Below are 23,584 nucleotides of genomic sequence, written 5' to 3'. Positions count from 1 at the left end.
CCACTATGGCGGCGTGCCCGTCGCGGGTGCGACAGTCTGGCAAACATCGATCGGGAGGAAACGATGACCAACCTCACCCGCCGGGACGCCGTGGCGCTCGGCTCAGCCATCCTTGCCCTCGGTGGTGCCGGCCGTCCGGCCCTCGCACAGGCCCCGGCCGAGGTGAAGATCATGGCGCCTGCCGCGCCCGGCGGCGGCTGGGACCAGACCGCCCGGGTCATGCAGGCGGTGCTGACCGGCGAGCGCATCGTCCGCTCGGCGCAGGTGACGAATGTCGCGGGCGCGGGCGGCACGATCGGCATTGCCCAGTTCGCCAACGGGTCGCGCGGCGATCCTGCGGCGCTGATGGTCTCGGGCTTCGTCATGGTCGGCGCCATCCTGATGAACCGCGCGCCCGTCACGCTGGACCAGGTGACGCCGATCGCCCGCCTCACCGGCGAATGGCAGGCCCTCGTTGTGGCCCAGAACTCGCCGATCCGCTCCGTTCAGGATCTGGTCAATGCGCTGAAGACTGATGTCACCAGGGTGAGTTGGGGCGGTGGCTCGGCCGGCGGCGTGGACCACATCACGGCCGCCATGTTTGCGGGTCTCGCAGGCGCCGACGGCTCGAAGGTCAATTACATCGCCCATTCCGGCGGCGGCGAGGCGCTGGCGGCAATCCTCTCCGGCCGTGTCACGGTGGGCGTCGGCGGCGGCAGCGAATTCGAACAGCACGTCAAGGCGCGCCGCATGCGCTGGCTCGGCCTGACGGCACCGCGCGGCACGCAGGGCCTGGCCGGGCCGACGCTGGCCGAACAGGGCGTCGCCCTCGAACTGCAGAACTGGCGCAGCATTTTCGCAGCCCCCGGCATCACGGCCGAGCAGCGCACCGCCCTCGGCCAGGTGGTCGAGCGGATGGCGAAATCGAAGGCCTGGGCCGACCAGCTGGCGGCCAAGGGCTGGCAGGACACCTATCTCGGGGGTGCGGAATTCGAAGCCTTTCTCAAGGCCGAGATCCAGCGCGTATCGGGCGTGCTGCGCGATCTCGGCCTCGTGAGGGCGTGATGGATGACAGCGGGCATGGCGCACCCGACCGGCCGGTCGTCGTCATCGGCTGCGGCCTGATCCTGACGGCGGCGATCGTCGTCTGGCAGTCGTGGGAACTGAGGGCGAGCTTCGGCAGCCAGACGCTGGGGCCTCAGATGATGCCCTTCCTTGTCGGGCTGCTGCTGGTCCTGCTCGGCGCCATGACGGTTGCGGCCGGACTGCGCGGCGCCTTTCCCGCGCGCGACACCGCGGACTGGGGCAATGTGGCCTGGATCGGCGGCGGCCTCGCCGCCATGATCCTGCTGATCAAGACGGCCGGGTTCGTGCCCGCAGGCGCCATTCTTTTCGCTGCGACCGCGCGTGGCTTCGGCTCGACGCGGCCCCTGCTCGACCTGGCCATCGGCGCCGTGGCAGCGCTCTTCGTCTTCCTGTTCTTCGTCAAGCTGCTGGGGCTGACGCTTCCCTCCGGCTTCACCGAAAGCTGGATGTGAGCCATGGAGACCCTGGCGCTCCTCGGCAATGGCCTGACCATCGCCCTCCAGCCGACCAACCTCATCTTCGCCCTGATCGGCGTGACGCTGGGTACGGCCGTGGGCGTGCTGCCGGGCATCGGCCCGGCCATGACGGTGGCGCTGCTGCTGCCGGTTACGTTCAAGATGGATCCGGCCGGCTCGCTGATCATGTTTGCCGGCATCTATTACGGCGGCATGTATGGCGGCTCGACCACATCGATCCTGCTCAACACGCCGGGCGAGAGCGCTTCGATCATCACGGCCATGGAGGGCAACAAGATGGCCCGCAAGGGCCGTGCGGGTCCGGCGCTGGCCACGGCTGCGATCGGCTCCTTCGTGGCCGGCACGATTGCCACCGCCCTGCTGACCCTGTTCGCGCCATGGCTCGCGGAAATGGCCATCGCCTTCGGCCCGGAGGACTATTTCGCGCTGATGGTGGTGGCCTTCATCACCGTCTCGGCCACCTTCGGCTCGTCCCGGCTGCGCGGCCTGACCTCCCTCGCCATCGGCTTGACGCTCGGGCTCGTCGGCATCGACAAGCTGACCGGCCAGGCGCGGCTTGCCTTCGGCGTGCCGGACCTGCTGGACGGACTGGAGGTCACGACGGTCGCGGTGGCCATGTTCGCGGTCGGCGAGGCCATGGCGGTGGCCTCCCAGCGATCCTCGCTCGGCGAGGGGCAGGTGCAGCAGATCCGCGGCTCGCTGTGGATGACCAGGGAGGACTGGAAGCGCTCCTGGGCGCCGTGGCTGCGCGGCACGGCCTTCGGCTTTCCGATCGGCGCCCTGCCGGCGGGCGGTGCCGAGGTGCCGACCTTCCTGTCCTATTCGGCCGAGAAGCGCCTGACGAAGCATCCGGAGGAGTTTGGCCACGGTGCGATCGAGGGCGTGGCGGGGCCGGAGGCCGCCAACAATGCCTCGGCGGCAGGCACCCTGGTGCCGCTGCTGACCCTCGGCATTCCGACCTCGGCGACGGCTGCGATCATGCTGGCCGGATTCCAGCAGTACAATCTTCAGCCGGGACCGCTGTTGTTCGTTACCTCGGCCGATATCGTCTGGGGCCTGATCGCCTCGCTGTTCATCGCCAATGCCATGCTCATCGTGCTGAACCTGCCAATGATCGGACTGTGGGTGAAGCTGCTGTCCATCCCCCGGCCCTGGCTCTATGGCGGCATCCTGATGTTCGCCACCGTGGGCGTGCTGGCAGCCAAGGGTTCGCTGGTCGAACTGTCGCTGGTTCTGGTGCTGGGCCTTTTGGCCTTCGCCATGCGGCGCTTCGACTATCCGGTCGCCCCCGTCGTGGTGGGCATGATCCTCGGGCCGATGGCAGAGACCCAGCTCAGGCGGGCGCTGCAGATCAACAACGGTGATCCGATGGTGCTGCTGCACAGCCCGATCTCGGCAACCCTGCTGGTCATCGCCGTGCTGGCCCTGTTCGGGCCGATGCTCTGGTCGCGGCTCGGCTGGACCATGAAGTCCGACGAGGACTGAGACGCGAATGACGCGCCGGTTCGGCACCGGCGCGTCCGTTCGGCTTTCGACAGATGGCTCAGCGGCAGATGCGCACGCGGCGGACGCCAATGGTGCGGCCCCAGTCGTCGCGAACGCGACGGCGCTCGAACCAGCACTCCCGGGGGGCGCTGGCGCGGGCAGCCTCGGATGCGATGATCGCCGCGCCGAGGATGCCGATGGCAGCGCCAACCGCTCCGGCACCCCCGCCGCCGAAGCCGCCGCGGCCACCCCGGCCACCGCCGCGACCACCGCCAAAGCCTCCGCGACCGCCACCGCCGCCGGCACCGATGCGTCCGCCACCGCCGGCACCGACGCGGCCACCGCCGCCCCCGCCACCACCGAAGCCGGCGCCCCGGCGGCCCTGCATATCCATGGGATCAGCCACAGAAACCGGCACTGACGCCCCGGTGGCAGCGGTGTTGATGGTCACCGTGGAACCGGCGGTTGCAGGCATCACCCACAGACCAGCGCCAAGAAGGCCAGCCGCAATTGCTGTCTTCATGCCCTTCATTCGATCCTCCTGTATCGGATTGATGATCGAACACTAGCGCTCACGCAGAGGCATGCCTTGATTTACATCATTAAAATTATGGAATTTTCTCGGGCTCGCGATTGGACACGTGCCGTCCAAACGACAAACGCCGCCCCGAGGGGCGGCGGTGTTGCAGGCAGTATGGCCTGGCGGGCGTCGGATCAGAGGCGGATGCCGCGCTTGGCGAATTCCTCGCGGAAGCGGGCGACGATGTCGCGCGTCACGGCCTGGCTCCACTGCTGCGAGCGACCGAAGGTCTCCTCCATGATGGAGGGGATGGTGCGCACCAGCTTCTGGCCGTCCGGGGACTGGTAGAAGGCCTGGATGCGGCGCAGCTCGTCCATCGTGAAGCGCTGGGCATAGGCGACCGCGATGCCCTGGATCAGTTCGTTCACGCGCGGCTGAAACTCGACCTTCAACTGATCGCCGACCTCGTTGAACTGCCGGCCGAGGTCCGGGTTGGTCGGCAGGAACAGGCCCTTGGCCTGCTCGATGAAGGCCGGAATGACGTTCTCGAACGAGGCGGAAGCGCCCGACAGCTCCACCACCTGGCGGGCAAGGGCCACCTGCTCGGCCGGGGGCTGGGCTGCGCCCTGCGGCGCGGGCGCCTGGGCGATCGAGCCGGGGCGCTGCAACGGCGCCTGCTGGGCCTGTGCCGTTCCGGCCGCACCGAAGGCAGCAAGGGCAAGGGCAAGCGTGGCGACAGTCGGACGGACGAACATCAGGGTCACTCCCAGAAGTGGCAAGGCGGGCGGTGTCGGGCGCGCCGCCTCACTGTCCGACACGTCCTACGACCTCTGCGCCTCCAGGGGAAGCGATGATCGCGAAAGTCGCCAGACCGATGAACAGGCCGTGCTCCACGACACCGGGCACGGCATGAAGTTGGGCCGCAAGCGCCGCCGGATCGGGAATCCGGCCACAGGCCGCGTCGAGGATCATGTGACCGCCGTCCGTGACGAAAACATGGCCGTCCGCCATCTTGCGGATCTGGAGGGGTCCGGCACATCCGGCCCTCTCCAGCACCCTCTCGACCGCCCTGCGGGTGGCTCCGAGGCCGAAGCTGTTGACCTCGATGGGCAGCGGGAAGCGGCCGAGCGCATCGACCTGCTTGGAGGCATCGGCGATGACGATCATGCGCGCGGAGGCTGCCGCCACGATCTTCTCGCGCAGCAGCGCCCCGCCGCCGCCCTTGATGAGGTTCAGCGCCGGGTCGATCTCGTCGGCGCCATCGATGGTGAGGTCCAGTTCCGGCGTCTCGTCGAGCGTGGTGAGCGGAACGCCGAGGCTTTCGGCCTGCCGGCGCGTCGCCTCCGAGGTCGGCACGCCGACGACCGTCATGCCGGCGCGCACCTTATCGGCCAGCAGGTCAACGAAATGCTTCGCCGTGGAGCCGGTGCCGAGGCCGAGGCGCATGCCGTCCTCGACGAAGGTCAGGGCCTTGGCAGCTGCGTCGCGCTTGAGGGCTTCGGCGTCGGTCATGAGCGGTTCCAGATGCGATCGGCGCCCGATAGCCCGCGGCCGCTCGCAGGTCCAGCCCGAAACGCCCGGACCCGGACAACCGGCGGTCTGCCGGATCAGAAATCCACCACGTCCAGCCGCGGGCGCGCGTTCGGGCTCACCAGGGCCATGTCCGGGGCCGGCAAGGGCTCGCCAAGGTCGCGGAAGCGGTTGACGATCGGATAGCGACGGTCGCGGCCGAAATTGCGCGCCGTGACCTTCACGCCCGGCGCGGCCTGGCGGCGCTTGTATTCGGCAATGGCCAGCAGCCGCTCCACCTTCTTCACGGTGTCGAGGTCGTAGCCCTCGGCAACGATGGCAGCGACCGGTGCCTCCCGCTCGACCAGCCGCTCGAGGATGGCGTCGAGCACCTCGTAGGCGGGCAGGGAATCCTGGTCGGTCTGGTTCTCGCGCAGTTCGGCCGTCGGCGGCTTGACGATGATGTTGGTCGGGATGACCTCGCCGTCGGGCCCCTGCGCGCCGGCCGGCTTCCAGCGGTTGCGCAGCGCGGACAGGCGAAACACCTCGGTCTTGTAGAGGTCCTTCACCGGATTGTAGCCGCCATTCATGTCGCCATAGATCGTGGCATAGCCGACCGACATCTCGCTCTTGTTGCCGGTGGTCACGACCATGGCGCCGAACTTGTTCGAGATCGACATGAGGATCGTCCCGCGCGCCCGGCTCTGCAGGTTCTCCTCGGTGATGTCGCGGTTCGTGCCGCGGAACAGCGGCGCCAGTGCCGCCTCGAGCCCCTCCACTGCGCTGGCGATCGGCACGATGTCGTAGCGCACGCCGAGCGCACGCGCGCAGGCATGGGCATCTTTCAGCGAATCCTCGGAGGTGAAGCGGTACGGCAGCATCACGCAATGCACCCGGTCGGGACCCAGCGCATCCACCGCCATGGCGGCACAGAGCGCGGAATCGATGCCGCCGGACAGGCCGAGCACCACGCCGGGGAAGCGATTCTTCTCGACATAGTCCCGCAGGCCGAGCACGCAGGCGGTGTAGTTCGCCTCGTCGCCCGTTTCGTGCCCATGGATCGGGCCCGACAGGCGCCAGGTTCCGGCCTGCCTGACCGCCTCCACGATGGCGATCTGGCCGGCGAAGGCGGGAAGCTGCATGGCGAGCGTGCGATCGACATTGACCGCCAGCGAGGCGCCGTCGAACACCAGTTCGTCCTGCCCGCCGACCTGGTTCACGTAGAGCATCGGCCGCCCGCTCTCGGTGACGCGAGCCACGATGGCGCTCATCCGCTCGTCATAGACGCTTTCGCGGTAGGGCGAGCCGTTGGGGACGATGAAGAGCTCGGCGCCGGTCTCGGTCAGCGTCTCGACCACTTCCTCGCCCCAGATGTCCTCGCAGATCGGCACGCCGATGCGCACGCCCCGGACATTGACCGGGCCCGGCAACGGGCCGGGAGCGAAGACGCGCTTCTCGTCGAACACCGAATAATTGGGCAGGTCGACCTTGAAGCGCACGGCCTGGATCAGGCCGCCGTCGCAATAGGCGACCGCGTTGTAGACCTTGCCGTCCTCCGCCCAGGGCGTGGTCACCAGCAGGGCCGGGCCGCCATCCGCCGTCTCCCGCGCAAGCGCCTCCGTCGCCTGCCGGCAGGCCGCTTGGAAGGCCGGCTTCAGGACGAGGTCCTCGGGCGGATAGCCGGAGATGAACAGCTCCGAGAAGACGACGAGATCGGCGCCCGCAACCGCCGCGTCCGACCGTGCGGCGCGGGCCAGTGCGAGGTTGCCGGCGACGTCTCCCATCACGGGATTGAGCTGGGCAACGGCGATGCGGAGGGAGGCGGGCGGCTGGCTCATGAACGACATGTAGCGTGGCATCGGGCCGTTCTCAACGCGGGGCAGATGCGATGCGTCCGGACCTGCGCACGGTTCGCGGCAAGACAGCGTTAACCTTCGTCAACAGATGGTAAAAAACCCTTCCACTCCAGCGACTTGCTTCAGCGCGTCCTTAACCGCGCAGTAACCTTGATGTTTCATGAATGGTTCCGAAGCAGCCCGGCCCCTGCGGATCGGGCCTGGCATTGGAGGCCGGCATGGCAAATCGATCGAAGGCGGCTGCGGGTCTGGGGGCGTTGGCCCTCGCCCTGGTCATCTCTGGCGGCGCCGGTGCCGCCGACATGTCGCTCAGAGGCTCGCTGCCCGGCTATGAGGCGCCGGCGGCAAACTGGGGCGGGTTCTATGCGGGTGTCCACGGCGGGATCGGCAGCCTGAACCTCGATGCCCAGTCCATGGCCCGGCGCGAGGCCGAGCGCCTGCTGACCGGCCTCACCTATCTCAACCCGCCGAATGGCGGCACGCCGGCACCCGACTTCATCACCATCGACCCGATCCGGGCGAGCCCCGTCCTGTTCGGCCTTTTCGCCGGCTACAACGCCCAGTTCGACGATGCCGTGATCGGCTTCGAGTTCGACTACAGCCGCGTGGCGCGCGGCGGAGGCGGCACGCGCAACTGGGCCCAGCCCTATGCCGTGCTCTACGATTCCGGCCAGGGCTTCACCGATTCCTTCAACCAGAGCGCGACTGTCTCTGCCTCGGTCTCCGACATCTTCACCGCCCGCATGCGCGCCGGCTGGGCCTATGGCCGGTTCCTGCCCTATGTAACGGCGGGCCTTGCCCTTGTGCGCGGCAATACCAGCGTCACCTATACGGCCGGCTACTCGCGCATCGACACCAACAATGCCGACGGCGTCGACTGGACCCAGCCGTACACGCAGCTCGTCTCGCAGACCCGGCAGGCAAACGGCGTGGTCGGTGCGGGCCTTGCCATGGGCGCCGGCCTCGACGCCATGCTGACCGACAACATCTTCCTGCGCGCCGAATATCAGTACATCCGGGTGCCCAGCATGGGCGGGGTGCCGCTGACGCTCCACACGGTGCGCGGCGCCGTCGCCGTGAAATACTGAACGCTTGTCCCCTTCATCAAAAAAGGCCTGCGAGGAGATCCCTCGCAGGCCTTCTTCCGTGCTGACTGGCCACCAGCCTATTCGGCCGCCTCGCGGACGACCGGACCGCGCCGCAGCCGCTGGCGCTTGAGCATCTCGGCCACCTTGAACGACACCTCCAGCGCCTGCTCGGCATTCAGACGCGGGTCGCAATGCGTGTGATAGCGGTCTGACAGGTCCATGTCGGTGATCGCCGCCCGCCCGCCGGTGCATTCGGTGACGTTCTTGCCGGTCATCTCCAGGTGGATGCCGCCGGCATAGGTGCCCTCGGCCTCATGGAGGGCGAAGAACCGCTCGATCTCGCCCATGACCAGGTCGAACGGGCGGGTCTTGTAGCCATTGCCGGCCTTGATCGTGTTGCCGTGCATGGGATCGCAGGACCAGACCACCGTGCGCCCCTCGCGCTGGACGGCGCGGATGAGGGCGGGCAGGTGCTTGTCGACCTTGTCGGCACCGAAACGGCAGATCAGCGTGATGCGGCCGGCACGGTCCTCCGGGTTCAGCGCGTCCAGCAGCTTCAGCAGGCCGTCGGCATCCAGGCTCGGCCCGCACTTGAAGGCGATCGGGTTCCGGATGCCGCGGAAATACTCGACATGGGCATGATCCGGCTGGCGGGTGCGGTCGCCGATCCACAGCATGTGGCCGGAGGTGGCGTACCAGTCGCCGGAGGTGGAATCGACGCGGGTCAGTGCCTCCTCATAGCCGAGCAGCAGCGCCTCGTGGCTCGTATAGAGCTCGGTGGTGCGCATTTCGGGATGGGCCTCGGGGTCGATGCCGCAGGCGCGCATGAAGTCGAGCGCCTCCTCGATGCGCTCGGCCAGATGCCGGTACTTGTCGTTGGCCGGCGTGTCCTTCACGAAGCCGAGCATCCACTTCATGGCATTGTCGAGATTGGCGTAGCCGCCATAGGCGAAGGCGCGCAGAAGGTTCAGCGTCGCCGCCGACTGGCGGTAGGCCATGGCCTGACGCGCCGGATCCGGTTCGCGTGATTCCGGCGTGAAGGCGATGTCGTTGATGATGTCGCCCCGGTAGGAGGGCAGCGTCACGCCGTCGATGGTCTCGGTATCGGCCGAGCGGGGCTTGGCGAACTGTCCGGCAACGCGGCCGACCTTCACCACCGGCATGCCGCCGGCATAGGTCATGACCACGGCCATCTGCAGGAAGGCGCGGAAGAAGTCGCGGATGTTGTCGGCGCCGTGCTCGAAGAAGCTTTCGGCACAGTCGCCGCCCTGCAGCAGGAAGGCCTCGCCTCTTGCGACTTTCGCGAGGGCCTTCTTCAGGTTGCGCGCCTCGCCCGCAAAAACGAGCGGCGGAAAGCCCGAAAGGCGCTTCTCGACGTCCGCAAGCGCTGCCGTGTCCTTGTAGACCGGCACCTGCAGGATCGGTTTCGACCGCCAGCTCGACGGGCTCCAACGCTCGCCCATGGTCCTTCCCCTTCGATAGGGCGCCCCCGACACGGCGGCATCGGCCACCCGGGAACGCGAAAAAACCCCCGCCGAAGGTCTCCGGCAGGAAGATCGCGGCTTATACACGCTCGCTGCATGGCGGGCGAGAAAAACCGTGCCAGGCCGGCATCGGCCGGTCGGCGACACCGTCACGGAACTGCGCGTTGCCTTCGCCGCGGGGCTCCTGTACCCGGTTTCGCCAGAGGCGCTGCAATCGAGGCCCGTCATGATGTCCGTCCGGCTCAAGATCCTGTCTTCGGTCCTGATTCTGACCTGTGCCGCGGCCGCGCCATTGGCGGCGCAGGCGCCCGCCCCTGCGCCCGCCCCGTCGGCACCCCATGCCATCGAGGTCGACGTCGACCGGCAGGCCTGCCTTGCGGCGCCGACGCCGGCCTGCGTCGCGGAACTCGCGCTTGGCGCCGCGCGCGAGGAGCCGGAGGGCTGGGCCGGCACCGCCGCCTTCGAGGCCTTCCTGCAGAACGACCCGGATCCGGCCGCGCGTGAGCGCTGGATGCAGCGCTACGAGGCCTGGGCAAGGGTCGCCACCGTCGACGGGCTGAAGGAGCGGATCATCCCGGTCCGGGCCGAGCATCTGGCCCGCAAGGGCGATTTTGCCGGCGCCTATCGCGAACTCGGCCTCGACAAGGCCCAGCCGGACGGGATTTCCGAACCCTCGGTGCTGATTCTCGACGAGGCCCGCGCCGGGCGGATCGCCGATGCGCTGAGCCGCATCGACCGGCTGGTGGAGACCGACAGCCGCGACGACCTGAGGATCGAGATCCTCGAGCTGGCGCTTGCGCGCGCGCCCGAACACGCCGATGCCGCCGAGAATGCGATCAAGGACCGGTACAGCCGGCGGCTGGCGCAGGCCCTGCGCGCGGGCGCGCGCGGCGATGCGGCCATTGCGCGGTCCATCGACGAATGGGCCCGCGGCGCACGGGAGGGACAGCCCGCGCCGTTCGATGATCGCGACACCGCCCGCCGCGAAAGCTGGGACATGGTGCTTCGCGGCGCCGTGGCGGCCAGGAACCTTGACGGCTTCCGCTCCGCACTCGCCCTGCGCGCGCCTTTCACGACCCCGGCCGACGCGGAATCGGCATCCCGCCTGCTGCGCGTCCTGATGCGCGAGGGCCGTGCCGACTGGCTTCGCGCCCTCGGACCGGTGCTGAAGCTGCCGCCGGAGGAAACCGTCGCGATCGACGAGGATATCGGCCCGATGCGCACCCTGCCGGCCGCGCAGCTGGTGGCGGTGGCACAGGCGGCGGAGGCGACGGGCCCGGTTCGCGGCGCCATCACCGACACCGCCATCGAGATGCTGGTGGCACGCGGCGCGGTGGACGAGGCGCGCGAGACCTTCATCGCCCTCGGGCGGATCGAGGAGCTGAACCGCGTCACCTTCGACCAGGAGCGCATCGGCATCGTGTTCGAGACGCTTTGGCGGGCGGTTGTCGGCCGCGGCCCGAAGGAGGTCGCCGATGCCCTGGCGGCCCGCATCACCTCGCAGGGCGGCAAGGACTATATCGCGCGGGTGGAGCGCCTGGCCGCACGGATGCGCGAGATCGCCGCCGGCAACAAGGGCGAGGAACCGGCGGACGACGAATGGGCGATCATGCTGGACATCGCCATCGCCTCGGGGGATCCGGCGCTGATGACGAAGGTTGCTGATGCCATGAAGGATGCCGGGCTTCGCTCCACCGCCTTCGTGCAGGTCGCCCGCAACATGTGGGAGCGTGCGGCGCGCTGACGGGCGCCGCTACTGGCTGACCCACATGATGCGGGCCATCCATGCCACATCGCCGACCGGCAGCGACCGATCGGCATGGTCGGCATTCAGCGAGGTCAGATCGACGGTCCGGTTGGTCTGCCGCTTCAGTTCCTTGGCCATGATCTCGCCCTCCGTCGTCTGCACCACGACGCGGTCGCCGCGGCGCACGGGCGCGGAGGGCGAGACCACGATGCGGTCGCCGTCGCGATAGACCGGCAGCATAGAATCACCCTGGATCTCCAGCGCATAGAGCGCCTCGTCCTGGAGGTCCGGGAACGAGACCTCGTCCCAGCCGGTGCCCGCCGGATAGCCGCTGGCGTCGAAATAGCCGCCGGCGCCGGCCTGGGCGAAGCCGAGCAGGGGCAGCGGTCGCGACTTCATCTTGGCTCCTCCGACCAGAGCGACGAAATCGCCGAAGGTCGTGCCGGTGGCGTGCAGCACCTTGGCGATGGACTCCGTGGACGGCCAGCGCTCGCGGCCATCCAGCATCACGCGCTTGGACTTGTTGAAGGTCGTCGCATCGAGGCCGGAGCGTCGGGCCAGGCCCGATGTCGACAGGCCCTGCGACTCGGCGAGCCGATCGATGGCGATCCAGATGTCATTATGGGAAAACATGGTGGGTCTCCCGACGACAGCACGACGAGCCGGAAAGTGCCCGTTTGCGGCCTTGCCGTCGCTTCCAAGGAACTTTATCTATCGGTGAGACTATTTACCTGCGACCCATCTGTCAATGCCGCGGCAGCAGTACAAGGCAGCTCCCGGGAGCGAAACGGGGGCTGGAACGGGGATTTCCATGACGCTCATCTTCAAGATTTCATCCCGCGCCGCCTGGGAGGAAGCCAAGCGTGCCGGCCGATTCGCCGGCGCGCCCGTCGATCTCGCCGACGGCTACATCCATTTCTCCACGGCGGCGCAGGTGCGCGAGACCGCCGCGAAACACTTCGCCGGCCAGACGGATCTGGTGCTGGTCGCGGTCGATCCGGAAGCGCTCGGCCCGGCGCTGAAATGGGAGCCATCGCGCGGCGGCGCGCTGTTTCCCCATCTCTATGCCGATCTGCCGCTGGCGGCCGTCGTTCAGGTCCATCCGCTGCCGCTGGACGCCGAGGGCCGCCATCGCTTCCCGGACCTCACAGATCGAGCGCCCGCGCCGCGCGATAGCCGGTGACGATGCGTGCTGCGCCCGAGATGAGGCAGCCGATGGCGAAGATCACTGCAAGGGTCGGAAACAGCAGCGGCATCAGCGTCACGACGGCAAAGAACAGGATGGTTTCCGCGCCCTCGGCGAGGCCCCACATGTAGTGGAACGACTTGGCCTCGGGTGTCTCGCCAATGCCCGGATGCCGCGCGGCGAGCGTTGCATAGGCGAGGAAGGCCGAGCCGTTGACGTAGAAGGAAAACAGCAGCGCCGCTGCCGGCAGGCCATAGAGCTCCGGCTCATGCAGGGCAAAACCCAGCGGAACGGCGCCGTAGAAGACGAAGTCGCAGGTGATGTCGAGGAAGCCGCCGGCTTCAGTCCGACCGGCCGTCTTGGCGATCGCGCCGTCGAGACCATCGCACAGGCGGTTGGCAAGGATCAGAAGCAGCGCGGTGAGGAAGGCTCCGAACGCCGCCGCAACACCCGCACCGATGCCAAGCGCAAGCCCGAGCAGCGTGACATGGTCGGCCGCCACGCCCCGGCGTGCCAGGGCTGCCCCGAGCGGGTTCAGCAGGGGGTCGATCATCTCGCGCAACCGGGTGTCGATCATGGGGGTCTCCTGTTGACAGGGTGCCGCCGCTTGGCGAGCCTGTCACGGGGCGTCGGCGGGGCCATGAGGCCCGGCTTCAAGGGGCTCGCCATGTATCGCGCCATCACCCGGGGTATCCAGATCACGGTCCAGCCCCAGTTCATGCCGGAAAGGTCCGATCCCGAGGACAACCAGTTTTTCTGGGCCTATCGCGTCGAGATCGTGAACCTGTCGCCGGACACGGTGCAATTGCGCACCCGCTACTGGCACATCACGGACGAGAACGGCCAGGTCCAGGAGGTGCGCGGGGCCGGCGTGGTCGGCGAGCAGCCGATCATCGAGCCGGGCGCGGCCTACACCTATACGTCCGGCTGCCCGCTGACGACGCCGACCGGCATCATGGTCGGGCATTATGTGATGGTCACCGAGCGCAACGAGGCCTTCCAGGCAGCCATTCCGGCCTTCTCGCTCGACAGCCCCCACGGACGCCGGTCCGTCAACTGAGGCTCAGCCAAGGGCGCGGGCCAGCTGGATGACGGCGAGCGTCGAGACCAGCAGCCCGACCAGCGCCATCAACCGGTGCGCGGCGATGTGCCTGACGAGATAGCCGCCGAGGGGAGCCGCCAGCACCCCGCCGATCACCAGCGCGGCGATATATTCCAGATGGGCGAGGCCGAGTTCGATGAAGAAGGCGGTGGCGATCGCCACCGTGACGAAGAATTCGGCGGCATTGACCGAACCGATGACCCGGCGCGGGGCGTGGCCGGAGCCGATCAGGGTGGAGGTGACGATCGGGCCCCAGCCACCGCCGCCGATGGCATCGAGGAAGCCCCCGACGAGGCCCAGCGGAGCGGCCTGGCCGGGCCTTGCGTCCTCGCTGGTCGGACTGAGCCGGAATGCCTTCAAGAGGATGAGCAGGCCGACAATGAGCAGGTAGGCGGCGATGAACGGTCGGATGGCCCGGCCGTCGACATTGGAGAGGATATAGGCGCCGAGCACCCCGCCGGCCACGCCGGCCACACCCAGCGTCAGGAACAGCTTCGGGTCGATGTTGCGAAAATAGAGGTGCGAGAGACCGGAGGCACCCGTCGTGGCCACCTCTGCGGTGTGGGTGGCCGCACTGGCCTGCGCCGGAGGCAGGCCCATGGACAGCATGACGGTGGTTGCGATCAGACCGAAGGCCATGCCCAGGGCGCCATCGACCAGCTGGGCGAAGAAGCCGACCGCCACCAGAAGCGCGAACTCCATCGACACGCCGCCTGCCCTCCCGGGTTGCCGGTCGGGGCTCAGACTAACTCATCCTGCTGCGACACAGGAAGCCGCGCGCCACGGCGGCCATGCCGCTGGCGGGCGGATCAGATTGCGGTCAGGCCGCCATCCACCGCGATGGCCTGCCCGGTCATGAACGAGTTCTCGGGCGAGCAGATCCACAGCATTGCCTGCACGATCTCGTCGGCGGTCCCCGGACGCCGCATCGGCATGGTCTGCACGAGCCGACCGAGCATCTCTTCCTGCGACCGGTCCGTGCTGAGCAGCGATTCGGTCAGCATGGGGGTCTCGGCGAAGGCCGGGCAGATGGCATTGATGCGGATGCCCTTGCGCGCGGTCTCGGCGGCGGCCGTGCGGGTGAGCCCGACGACGGCATGCTTGGCCGCCGCATAGGCGGCAAGCAGCGGCGCACCGACGAGACCGGCAACCGACGCGGTGTTGAGGATGACGCCGCCGCCCTGCCGCTCCATGACGGGAATCTGGGCCTTCATGCCGAAGAACACGCCCATGACATTGACGTCGAACATGAGGCGCATCAGCGCCTCGTCGGTCGCCTGCAGCTTCACGGTGCCATGGGCAACGCCGGCATTGTTCAGCGCGATGTCGAGCCGGCCGAACGTGTTGGTTCCGGCCGCCACCAGGGCATCGACGGCATGGGCCTTCGAGACATCGGTCACGCGGGAGACCGCCCGGCCGCCGGCTGCCTCGACACGCCGCACGGTGTCGTCGAGGCCGTCCGCGCGAATGTCGCCGAGGACAAGGCTTGCGCCCTCGGCGGCGAAGCGCTCGGCGGCGCGCCGGCCGAAGCCCGAGGCCGCGCCGGTGATGAGGACCACCTTGCCCTCGAAGCGGCTGGAACCGGTCATCAGGCAGCCTTTCCGTCGATCACGTCGGCCGCCATGCGGGCCAGCACCGGGATGTTGTCGCGCACCTGCAGGGCCCGCTGCGGATTGGAGGCATTGCCGGAGAGCGCGCGCTTGAGCACGCCCTGCAGGATCGCCGCCATGCGGAACAGCGAGAAGGCAAGGCAGAAGTCCCAGTTGGGAATGCCGGAAAGACCCGCGCGCTCGCAGTAGCGGGCCACGTAGTCCTCTTCCGTCGGGATGCCCAGGGCCCGACGATCGACCCCGGCAAGTCCTCTGAAGGAACCCGCATGGGGAAGGCGCCAGTGCATGCACTGATAGGCGATATCGGCGAAGGGGTGGCCGATGGTGGAGAGCTCCCAGTCGAGGATGGCCAGCAGGCGCGGCGCGTCATGGGCGAAGATCATGTTGTCGATGCGGTAGTCGCCATGGACCAGCGAGGCGCGGCCGTCATCGGGCGGCAGGTTCTGGTCGAGCCACGCGATCACCCGGTCGATATCGGCGATGGCCTCGGTCTCGGAGGCGCGATACTGCTCCGTCCAGCGGGTGAGCTGGCGGGCGAAATAATTGCCGGGCCGTCCGAAATCGGCGAGGCCGACCTGTGCCGGATCGACGGCATGCAGGGCGGCCAGCGCGGCGTTCATGCCGTCGTAGATGGCACTGCGGTGGTCGTTGTCGACCTCCGGGATCGCCGGGTCCCAGATGATCCGGCCATCCACCCATTCCATGACATAGAAGGCCGTGCCGATCACGGCGTCGTCCTCGCACAGCACGTACATCCGCGGTACCGGCACGTCGGTGCCGCCCAGCGCCTTCATGACCCGATATTCGCGGTCGACGGCATGGGCCGACTTCAGAAGCTGGCCGGGCGGCTTCTTGCGCAGCACGGCCTTGCCGCCGGCATGGGTCAGCATGAAGGTCGGATTGGACTGCCCGCCGGCGAATTTCTCGGCGCTGACAGGCCCCTTGAAGCCGGGCCAATGCGCTTCGAGATAGGCGCCCAGCGCCGCTTCGTCGATGTTCATGGCGGAAGTCGCAGCAGGCAAGGCCAAGGGTTCAACTCCGGGTGCGTGGGGCGGCGGCTCGCGTGGGGAGGCAGTCTGCCATGAGCAGCAAGCCCGCGTCCCGTCAGACAGACGGCGGAGCGGCTTCCCTGACTGGCGGTGGGCAGATCGGATGACAAGGCAGCCCGGGGGACGGGCCGACCCCTGCGAACCGATCACACCTCCAGCCATTCCTTCCGCACGGCCTCGTTGGCCTTCAACTCGGCGGGCGTGCCCTCGAAGACGATGCGGCCATGGCCCATGACATAGACGCGGTGCGAGATGTCGAGCGCGATGGACAGCTTCTGCTCGACCAGCAGGATGGCGACGCCAAGCCGCGCGATTTCCGAGATGAGGGCCCCGACCTGCCGGACGATCAGCGGGGCGAGCCCTTCCGTCGGCTCGTCGATCATGACGAGTTCCGGGTCGCCCATCATGGTCCGGCACATGGTCAGCATCTGCTTTTCCCCGCCGGACAGGACACCGGCGGGCGCGTCGGCGCGCGCGGCCAGATTGGGGAACATCTCGAGCGAGCGCTGGATGGTCCAGCGCCCCTCCTTCTTGGCATCCTTCATGCCCAGCATCAGGTTCTGCCGGACGGTGAGAGCCGGGAAGATGTCGCGGTGCTCGGGCACATAGCCGATGCCGAGGCGGGCGATGCGGTGGCTCGGCAGGCCGGCGATGTCGCGGCCCTTGAAGCGGATCGTGCCGACCGGCGGCACCTCGCCCATGATCGCCTTGACCGTGGTCGACCGCCCCACCCCGTTGCGGCCGATCAGGCTAACCACCTCGCCGGCATCGACGTGGATGTCGACCCCCTGCAGGATGTGGCTCTTGCCGTAATAGGCGTTGAGACCGGAGACCTCGAGCATCACGCGGCCTCCTCGCCGAGATAGGCTTCCTTGACCTTCCGGTCGGCGCGGATCTCGTCCGGCGTGCCGCAGGCGATGATCTGGCCGTAGACCAGCACGGAGATGCGGTCGGCCAGCCCGAAGACCACGCTCATGTCATGTTCGACGATGACCAGCGTCCTCCCCTCGGTGACCTTGCGGATGAGGGCAACGGCACGCTCGGTCTCGTGGTGGCTCATGCCGGCCGTGGGCTCGTCGAGGAGGATGACCTTCGCCCCGCCCGCGATTGTCACGCCGATTTCCAGCGCGCGCTGGTCGGCATAGGACAGGAGGCCGGCCGGCGTCTCGCGCACCGCCGACAACCCGATCAGGTCGAGGATCTCCTCGGTGCGCTGCTCGACATCCTTCATGCCGCCGATGAACCGCCAGAACACGTAGCGGTGACCGAGCGCCCAGAGTGTCGCGCAGCGCACGTTCTCGTAGACGCTCATGTTGTGGAAGATGTTGGTCACCTGGAACGAGCGCGACAGGCCGCGCCGGTTGATCTCGAACGGCGGCACGCCACCGGCCTTGTGGCCATTGACGAGAATCTCGCCGGAGGTCGGCGGAAACGCCCCCGAGATCAGGTTGAACAGGGTCGACTTGCCGGCCCCGTTCGGCCCGATGATGGCGTGGCGCTCGCCCTCCGGAATGTCCATGGACACGTCGCGGATGATTTCCGCCGGGCCGAAGTTCTTGACGACATTGGTGAGGACCAGGGCGCTCATGGTGCGGACTCCCGGAAGCGCAGGGCTGCGCCGAGCGTGCCGCGCCGGCGCCAGCGAACCGCGATGACCAAAATGGCGATGCCCGCGGCCACGATGACGAAGGCAAGCAGCCAGCTCAGCGGCGATGACTGGTCGATTTCCCTGCCGAACATCATCAGGGGATCGCCGCCCTCGCGGACCCGGTAGGCCATCTCGATCACCATGACGGTGCCGCAGAAGGCGACGAGCGCGCCCGCCGTGCCCATGATCCAGCCCGGCAGCTTCTCGGCAAGCTCCCCGCGCCGGACGACGCCGAGAGCCTGGTGGACGATGCCCCCGATTCCATGGGGGGCGAACATCACGATGACAACGAACATCAGGCCGAGATAGAGCTGCCAGACCTTGGTGTAGTCCGAAAGCATGGACTGCATGATCGAGATCAGCACGGCGCCGATGATGGGGCCGTAGAAGACGGTGACGCCGCCGATATAGGCCATGAGCAGCACCGCGCCGGAATTGAGGGCGCCCAGCTTCTCGGGCGTGATGATCTCGAAATTGATGGCCGACAGCGCGCCGGCAAGGCCCGCGAAACCGCCGGAAATCAGGAAAACGAGATAGCGCACGCGCTGCGGATCATAGCCGACGAAGGCTACGCGGTCGGGATTGTCGCGCACGGCATTGGCCAGCCGGCCGAGCGGTGTGCGCGTGAAGGCCCACATCGCCAGGACCGAGATGAACATCCAGGAGGCGATGAAGTAGTAGACGTTGATCTGCGGGCCGAGGGAAAAGCCGAACAGTTCGGGTCCTGCCGCACGATCTCCGGAAATGCCCTCCTCGCCGCCGAAGACCGACACGAACATGAGGCCGGAGGCCGCGATCAGTTCGCCCACCCCGAGCGAGATCATGGCGAAGGCCGTGCCCGATCGCCGGCAGGAAAACCAGCCGATGACCGACCCGGCCGCCATACCGGCCATGAAACCGACCAGCGGCAGGGCTGCGACGGGGATGCCGAGGCCCTGGGTCTTGATGGCAGCCATCATGTGGATGGCCGCATATCCGCCCAGTCCGAAATAGACGGCATGGCCGAACGAGAGCATGCCGGACTGGCCGAGCAGCATGTTGTAGGCGAGCGCGAAGACCACCCAGGTGCCGATGATGTTCATCAGCGTGATCGAGGGCCTGGACGCGAAGATCATCGGAAGGACGGCCAGCAGGATCGCGAAACCGACCCAGATGGCGAGCGCCCGCAACGCGGATGTGTTGGTCATCCTTCGCGCGCTCCCATAAGGCCGCGGGGCCGGAAGATCAGGACCAGCACGAGGATCAGGAACGGCAGCATCGGTGCGATCTGCGCCAGTGTGACACGCCCGAGGTCCGACCGGTTGGAGAGCGCGATGCCGATGCGCGCCAGGAAGTCCGAGAGCGAGGCGTCAACCGCAACCGCAAAGGTCTGGATGAGGCCGATCATGAGCGAGGCGATGAAGGCGCCTCCCAGCGATCCCATGCCACCGACGACGACGACGACGAACACGATGGGGCCGAGCGTCAGCGCCATCGCGGGATCGGTGACGAGGAGTGCGCCTCCGACGACGCCGGCAAGACCGGCCATGGCGCAGCCGACCGCGAAGACGCCCATGAACACCAGCGGCACGTTGTGGCCGAGATGGCCGACCATGTGGGGATGGGTCAGGGAGGCCTGCACGATGAGGCCGACGCGCGTGCGCTTGAGGAGCAGCCACAACGCGATGAACATGCCGATGGCGACCGCCATCATGAAGATGCGCAGCGCCGGATAGTGCGTTCCCCAGAGGGTGAAGAGCGGCTGCTGGAGGATCGCGGGCGGCGTGTAGGGCAGCGGATTCTTGCCCCAGACCAGCTTCACGATCTCCTCGATGAGATAGGCGAGACCGAAGGTGAACAAGAGTTCCGCGACATGGCCGTTGCGATGGACGTGCCGAAGGCCGAAGCGCTCGACCGCCGCGCCGAGAAGGCCGACCAGCAGCGGTGCCAGGATCATCGCCAGCCAGAAGCCCGTGACCGCGCCAACCGTGTAGGCCAGGTAGGCGCCGAGCATGTAGAAGCTCGCATGGGCGAAATTGAGCACTCCCATCATCGAGAAGATGAGGGTCAGTCCGCTCGCCAGCATGAACAGCAGCAGGCCGTACAACAAGCCATTGAGCGTGGAGAAGACGATCGTCTCCATGCGGGAAAACCTCCGGACGCGGCAGAAGGAACTGCGGCGGACCCCATCGGGCCCGCCGCAGGGACTGTCCTCAGGTCGTCGGGCGGCGCATCTGGCAGGTGGTCGCCATGGCCGTCGCCGGTCCGTCGATGCGGACATCCGTCCGGAAGCCGAGACCGGTATTGTCCACGTCGAACTTCACGTTTTCGGCAAGCGTCGAGATGTAGAGCGGCTGGATCAGCTGGTGGTTGTCCTTGCGCATGGTGGCCATGCCGGTCTCGATCTTCATCTCCGACCCTTCGAGGGCCAGCGCCACTTCGCGCACGTCGATCGACTTGGTGTCGTTCATGGACTTGGCGAGCATGTCGAACATCACCTTGACGCGATAGTAGTAGTAGTCGAGGTCGCGGTGCTTCGCCTTGAACGCGCGCACGATGTCGTCCATCCCGATGTCCGGGATGTTGGAATGCCACTCGGTCACCTGGCGCACGAGCCCGACCGCCGAGCGGCCCATGCCGCCGACGGCGCCGAGACCGCCGCCGTAGAAGGTGAAGTAGGGCACGTTGAAGCCCGCATCCGACGACGCCTTGATGAGCAGCTGCATGTCATTGCCCCAGTTGCCGGTGATGACGGCCTGGGCACCGGATGCGCGCATCTTGGTGATGTAGGGCGAGAAGTCGCGCACGCGGGCGAGGGGATGAAGCTCGTTGCCGACGATCTCGATGTCGGGACGCTTCTCCTTCAGCATGCGGACCGAGGATTCCGACACGGCTTTGCCGAACGAATAGTCCTGGCCGATGATGTAGATCTTCTTGATGTCCTGAAGACCCTTGATGTAGTCGGTCATCGCCGACAGCTTCATGTCGGCATCGGCGTCGAACCGGAAGTGCCAGAACGAGCACTTGTCGTTGGTGAAGATCGGATCGACGGCCGCGTAGTTCAGGTACATCACGGTCTGGCGGGGATTGCGCGCATTGTGCCGCTCGATGGCGTCGACAAGCGCCGAGGCGACCGAGGAGCCATTGCCCTGGGCGATGTAGCGCACGCCCTGGTCGATCGCCTTCTCGAGCTGGACGATCGACTCCTGCGGATTGAGCTTGTTGTCCATGCCGATGACTTCGAGCTTGCGCCCGCCGGCAACGCCACCGGCCGCGTTGATGCGATCAGCCTCGAACTGGAACTGCTTCAGGCCGCCGTCACCGACGGGCGCCATGAAGCCCGACAGCGGGTCGATGAAGGCCATGCGGACGGGCCCGGCCTGCGCGCGGACGGGCATCGTGGAAAGTGCTGCGGCAGCAAGGCCGGAGCCGACCACCTGACGGCGATTGAGCTTGGTCATTCTCATCTCCTTCGATAGGCGCCGCTTTGCGGAGCGCCATCTGCGGCCTCAGCCGCGGTGTTTCCTGAGGGTCGATCCGGCCGCATTTGTTGCGGCTCTCGTCGAATTGGGACGGCGGCCGCCCATGCGCGGCCGCCAGTCCTCGGAGTCAAACAGGTCAGGCGACCTCGAACAACCCCGCAGCGCCCATACCTCCCCCGATGCACATGGTCACCACCACGTGCTTCGCGCCGCGGCGCTTGCCCTCGATCAGCGCGTGGCCGACGAGGCGGGCGCCGGAGACGCCGTAGGGGTGGCCAACGGCAATGGCGCCGCCATTGACGTTCAGCCTGTCGTTGGGAATGCCGAGCGTGTCGCGCGAATAGATCACCTGCACCGCGAAGGCCTCATTGAGCTCCCAGAGGTCGATGTCCTCGACCTTGAGACCGGCGCGCTTCAGCAGCTTCGGCACGGCGAAGACCGGGCCGATGCCCATTTCGTCGGGCTCGCAGCCGGCCACGGCAAAGCCCCGGAAGATGCCGAGCGGCTTGAGATTGCGCTGTTCGGCCAGCTTTGAATCCATGACGATGGCCATGGAGGCGCCGTCGGAAAACTGGCTGGCATTGCCGGCGGCAACCACGCCACCCTCGAGCGCCGGGCGGATCTTGGAGACGCCCTCATAGGTCGTGTCGGCGCGGATGCCCTCGTCCTCGGCGAGGGTCACCTCCTCCTGCCAGGTGCGCACGACCTCCTTCTTGTCGTTCATCTCGAACTTGGTCATCGCGGTGGTGAACGGCACGATCTCGTCGTCGAACTTGCGGCCCTGACGGGCAGCCGCCGCGCGGCGCTGGCTCTCCACGCCGTACTCGTCCTGCAGCTGCCGCGAGATATTGTAGCGCTTGGCGACATTCTCCGCGGTCTGCAGCATGGACAGGTAGATGTCCGGCTTGTGCTCCTTCAGCCAGGGGTCCTGGTAGTTCGACCGGTTCATCGTGTTCTGGACCAGCGAGATCGATTCCACGCCGCCGGCCGCGAAGATGTCGCCCTCTCCGGCGAGGACGCGCTGCGCGGCGGTGGCGATCGTCTGCAGGCCCGAGGAGCAGAAGCGATTGACGGTGACGCCCGAGACGGTCACCGGGCAGCCGGCCGACAGCGCGATCTGGCGGGCGATATTGCCGCCGGTCGCCCCTTCCGGATTGGCGCAGCCGACGATCACGTCCTCGACTTCGGCCGGGTCGATGCCGGCGCGTTCGATGGCATGCTTCGTGGCGTGGCCGCCCATGGCCGCGCCATGGGTGTTGTTGAGGGCGCCGCGGAAGGACTTGGCAAGGCCCGTGCGGGCTGTGGACACGATGACGGCTTCACGCATGGCTTGTCTCCTGACGTGGTCCCGGAATGGTCTAACTCAGCCGCGCGGCGGAAGGGTGACGCCCTTCGCGGTCGCGGCCTTCATGGCGAATTTCGTGGTCTGCTCGAACGCGCCCTGGAGCGCCTTCTGCCCGTCGGCATTCGAGATGTCGTCGAAACGCGCGGCGATCGTCTCCGGCGTGCGCTCGGCCTCGTCCAGCCAGATGCCGTCGGTCTCGTAGATGATGGTGCGGGCGAAGGCACCGGCGCCGGCGCACAGGATGGTGCGCGAGGGAGCCTTGTCGCTGACGAGGAACAGCACGCCGGGGGTGATCGATTCCGGGGTCAGGAGCGCAAGCGCCTCCGCGGACATCAGGTCCTCGGTCATGCGGGTCGCCGCTGTCGGGGCCAGCGTGTTGACGCGGATGTCGTTCTTGGCGCCCTCCAGATGCAGCACGTTCATCAGGCCGACCATGGCGGCCTTGGCGGCACCGTAGTTGGACTGGCCGAAATTGCCGTACAGGCCGGAGGAGGACGAGGTGAAGACGATGCGGCCGTAATTCTGCGCACGCATGATGTCCCACACCGCCTTGGTGCAGTTGACGGTGCCCATCAGGTGCACATCGACCACCGCTTCGAAATCGGCAAGCTCCATCTTGGTGAAGGTCTTGTCGCGGAGGATGCCGGCATTGTTGACGAGGATGTCGACACGGCCCCAGGCGTCCATGGTGGCCTTCACCATGTCCTGAACCTGGCCGTAATCGGCGACATTGGCGCCATGGGCCATGGCCTCGCCGCCGGCCGCCCTGATCTCCTCGACCACCTTGCGGGCGGCGTCGGACGAGCCGCCGGTGCCATCGCGGGCACCGCCGAAATCGACGATCACCACCTTGGCGCCGCGCGCGGCAAGCCCCAGCGCATGGCAGCGGCCGAGGCCGTTGCCGGCTCCGGTGACGATGGCGACACGGCCGTCGAAACGAATGGTCATGGACG

The 23,584-nt window shown here is 67.5% G+C and carries 24 protein-coding genes; 8 read left to right on the top strand and 16 right to left on the bottom strand.

Annotation, left to right across the window (positions count from 1 at the left end):
- The first annotated feature begins 63 nt into the window (after positions 1–63).
- From ACTIFS_RS04020 to ACTIFS_RS04005, 4 genes are read left to right on the top strand one after another with little or no spacing between them, the layout of a single operon-like run.
- Positions 64–1,044 carry a Bug family tripartite tricarboxylate transporter substrate binding protein gene (locus ACTIFS_RS04020; protein ID WP_439572752.1) on the top strand — a complete coding sequence of 327 codons (981 nt, stop codon included), beginning with the start codon at positions 64–66 and terminating at the stop codon, positions 1,042–1,044.
- Positions 1,044–1,517, top strand: coding sequence for a tripartite tricarboxylate transporter TctB family protein (locus ACTIFS_RS04015; RefSeq protein WP_439572751.1), 474 nt, complete (start codon positions 1,044–1,046; stop codon positions 1,515–1,517). The genes ACTIFS_RS04020 and ACTIFS_RS04015 overlap by 1 nt, the downstream gene beginning before the upstream one ends.
- A gap of 3 nt (positions 1,518–1,520) precedes the next feature.
- Positions 1,521–3,026, top strand: a complete 1,506-nt coding sequence (locus ACTIFS_RS04010) for a tripartite tricarboxylate transporter permease (protein WP_439572750.1) — start codon at positions 1,521–1,523, stop codon at positions 3,024–3,026.
- A gap of 7 nt (positions 3,027–3,033) precedes the next feature.
- Entirely contained in the window at positions 3,034–3,447 is a 414-nt protein-coding gene (locus ACTIFS_RS04005) for a hypothetical protein (protein ID WP_439572749.1), read from the top strand.
- Between the two features lie 293 nt (positions 3,448–3,740).
- On the opposite strand, the gene ACTIFS_RS04000 is transcribed toward ACTIFS_RS04005, so the two are convergent.
- From ACTIFS_RS04000 to ACTIFS_RS03990, 3 genes are all read right to left on the bottom strand, one after another.
- The gene (locus ACTIFS_RS04000) at positions 3,741–4,301 is read right to left on the bottom strand and encodes a DUF2059 domain-containing protein (RefSeq protein ID WP_439572748.1); all 561 of its coding nucleotides are present in this window, start codon (positions 4,299–4,301) and stop codon (positions 3,741–3,743) included.
- A gap of 49 nt (positions 4,302–4,350) precedes the next feature.
- The gene (rpiA, locus tag ACTIFS_RS03995) at positions 4,351–5,058 is read right to left on the bottom strand and encodes a ribose-5-phosphate isomerase RpiA (RefSeq protein ID WP_439572747.1); all 708 of its coding nucleotides are present in this window, start codon (positions 5,056–5,058) and stop codon (positions 4,351–4,353) included.
- A 95-nt stretch (positions 5,059–5,153) separates the two neighbouring features.
- Positions 5,154–6,893 (bottom strand): NAD+ synthase, encoded by a 1,740-nt coding sequence (locus ACTIFS_RS03990; RefSeq protein ID WP_439573039.1) that lies wholly within the window; start codon positions 6,891–6,893, stop codon positions 5,154–5,156.
- A 236-nt stretch (positions 6,894–7,129) separates the two neighbouring features.
- Here ACTIFS_RS03990 and ACTIFS_RS03985 point away from each other — a divergent pair, with 236 nt between their 5' ends.
- Positions 7,130–7,999 carry an outer membrane protein gene (locus ACTIFS_RS03985; protein ID WP_439572746.1) on the top strand — a complete coding sequence of 290 codons (870 nt, stop codon included), beginning with the start codon at positions 7,130–7,132 and terminating at the stop codon, positions 7,997–7,999.
- Between the two features lie 77 nt (positions 8,000–8,076).
- Here the strand turns inward: ACTIFS_RS03985 and ACTIFS_RS03980 are convergent, their stop codons facing one another.
- Positions 8,077–9,462, bottom strand: a complete 1,386-nt coding sequence (locus ACTIFS_RS03980) for a class II 3-deoxy-7-phosphoheptulonate synthase (RefSeq protein ID WP_439572745.1) — start codon at positions 9,460–9,462, stop codon at positions 8,077–8,079.
- Positions 9,463–9,709: 247 nt separating this feature from the next.
- Between ACTIFS_RS03980 and ACTIFS_RS03975 the strand changes: the two genes are divergently transcribed.
- Positions 9,710–11,227 carry a hypothetical protein gene (locus ACTIFS_RS03975; protein WP_439572744.1) on the top strand — a complete coding sequence of 506 codons (1,518 nt, stop codon included), beginning with the start codon at positions 9,710–9,712 and terminating at the stop codon, positions 11,225–11,227.
- Positions 11,228–11,236: 9 nt separating this feature from the next.
- Here the strand turns inward: ACTIFS_RS03975 and ACTIFS_RS03970 are convergent, their stop codons facing one another.
- Complete coding sequence (locus ACTIFS_RS03970; RefSeq protein WP_439572743.1) at positions 11,237–11,863, bottom strand: S24 family peptidase; 627 nt, start codon at positions 11,861–11,863, stop codon at positions 11,237–11,239.
- A gap of 178 nt (positions 11,864–12,041) precedes the next feature.
- Here ACTIFS_RS03970 and ACTIFS_RS03965 point away from each other — a divergent pair, with 178 nt between their 5' ends.
- A complete protein-coding gene (locus tag ACTIFS_RS03965) occupies positions 12,042–12,413 on the top strand; it encodes a DUF952 domain-containing protein (protein WP_439572742.1) in 372 nt (123 codons plus the stop codon).
- Here the strand turns inward: ACTIFS_RS03965 and ACTIFS_RS03960 are convergent.
- A complete protein-coding gene (locus ACTIFS_RS03960; protein WP_439572741.1) occupies positions 12,376–12,993 on the bottom strand; it encodes a CDP-alcohol phosphatidyltransferase family protein in 618 nt (205 codons plus the stop codon). The two genes, ACTIFS_RS03965 and ACTIFS_RS03960, sit on opposite strands and share 38 nt — an antisense overlap.
- A 90-nt stretch (positions 12,994–13,083) precedes the next feature.
- Between ACTIFS_RS03960 and apaG the strand changes: the two genes are divergently transcribed.
- A complete protein-coding gene (gene apaG / locus ACTIFS_RS03955; RefSeq protein ID WP_439573038.1) occupies positions 13,084–13,476 on the top strand; it encodes a Co2+/Mg2+ efflux protein ApaG in 393 nt (130 codons plus the stop codon).
- Between the two features lie 3 nt (positions 13,477–13,479).
- Here apaG and ACTIFS_RS03950 read toward each other — a convergent pair whose 3' ends face one another.
- From ACTIFS_RS03950 to ACTIFS_RS03905, 10 genes are all read right to left on the bottom strand, one after another.
- Positions 13,480–14,226, bottom strand: coding sequence for a sulfite exporter TauE/SafE family protein (locus ACTIFS_RS03950; RefSeq protein ID WP_439572740.1), 747 nt, complete (start codon positions 14,224–14,226; stop codon positions 13,480–13,482).
- Between the two features lie 101 nt (positions 14,227–14,327).
- Positions 14,328–15,107 carry an SDR family NAD(P)-dependent oxidoreductase gene (locus ACTIFS_RS03945; protein ID WP_439572739.1) on the bottom strand — a complete coding sequence of 260 codons (780 nt, stop codon included), beginning with the start codon at positions 15,105–15,107 and terminating at the stop codon, positions 14,328–14,330.
- Positions 15,107–16,129, bottom strand: a complete 1,023-nt coding sequence (locus tag ACTIFS_RS03940; RefSeq protein ID WP_439572738.1) for a phosphotransferase family protein — start codon at positions 16,127–16,129, stop codon at positions 15,107–15,109. Before ACTIFS_RS03940 ends, ACTIFS_RS03945 begins: the two co-directional genes overlap by 1 nt.
- A gap of 194 nt (positions 16,130–16,323) precedes the next feature.
- A complete protein-coding gene (locus ACTIFS_RS03935; RefSeq protein WP_439572737.1) occupies positions 16,324–17,019 on the bottom strand; it encodes an ABC transporter ATP-binding protein in 696 nt (231 codons plus the stop codon).
- A complete protein-coding gene (locus ACTIFS_RS03930; protein ID WP_439572736.1) occupies positions 17,019–17,765 on the bottom strand; it encodes an ABC transporter ATP-binding protein in 747 nt (248 codons plus the stop codon). The genes ACTIFS_RS03935 and ACTIFS_RS03930 overlap by 1 nt, the downstream gene beginning before the upstream one ends.
- Positions 17,762–19,012, bottom strand: a complete 1,251-nt coding sequence (locus tag ACTIFS_RS03925; protein ID WP_439572735.1) for a branched-chain amino acid ABC transporter permease — start codon at positions 19,010–19,012, stop codon at positions 17,762–17,764. The genes ACTIFS_RS03930 and ACTIFS_RS03925 overlap by 4 nt, the downstream gene beginning before the upstream one ends.
- A complete protein-coding gene (locus ACTIFS_RS03920) occupies positions 19,009–19,947 on the bottom strand; it encodes a branched-chain amino acid ABC transporter permease (protein WP_439572734.1) in 939 nt (312 codons plus the stop codon). Before ACTIFS_RS03920 ends, ACTIFS_RS03925 begins: the two co-directional genes overlap by 4 nt.
- A gap of 70 nt (positions 19,948–20,017) precedes the next feature.
- Positions 20,018–21,265 (bottom strand): branched-chain amino acid ABC transporter substrate-binding protein, encoded by a 1,248-nt coding sequence (locus ACTIFS_RS03915; protein ID WP_439572733.1) that lies wholly within the window; start codon positions 21,263–21,265, stop codon positions 20,018–20,020.
- Positions 21,266–21,422: 157 nt separating this feature from the next.
- Positions 21,423–22,613 carry an acetyl-CoA C-acyltransferase gene (locus ACTIFS_RS03910; protein WP_439572732.1) on the bottom strand — a complete coding sequence of 397 codons (1,191 nt, stop codon included), beginning with the start codon at positions 22,611–22,613 and terminating at the stop codon, positions 21,423–21,425.
- A 36-nt stretch (positions 22,614–22,649) separates the two neighbouring features.
- On the bottom strand, positions 22,650–23,579 hold the full coding sequence (locus tag ACTIFS_RS03905; protein ID WP_439572731.1) for an SDR family NAD(P)-dependent oxidoreductase: 930 nt from the start codon (positions 23,577–23,579) through the stop codon (positions 22,650–22,652).
- Positions 23,580–23,584: the final 5 nt, after the last annotated feature.

The organism is Phreatobacter sp., assembly GCF_051860605.1.
Taxonomy (GTDB): Bacteria; Pseudomonadota; Alphaproteobacteria; order Rhizobiales; family Phreatobacteraceae; genus Phreatobacter.
Note: the sequence above shows the minus strand (reverse complement) of the source record. Positions and strands in the feature narration are given on the sequence as shown.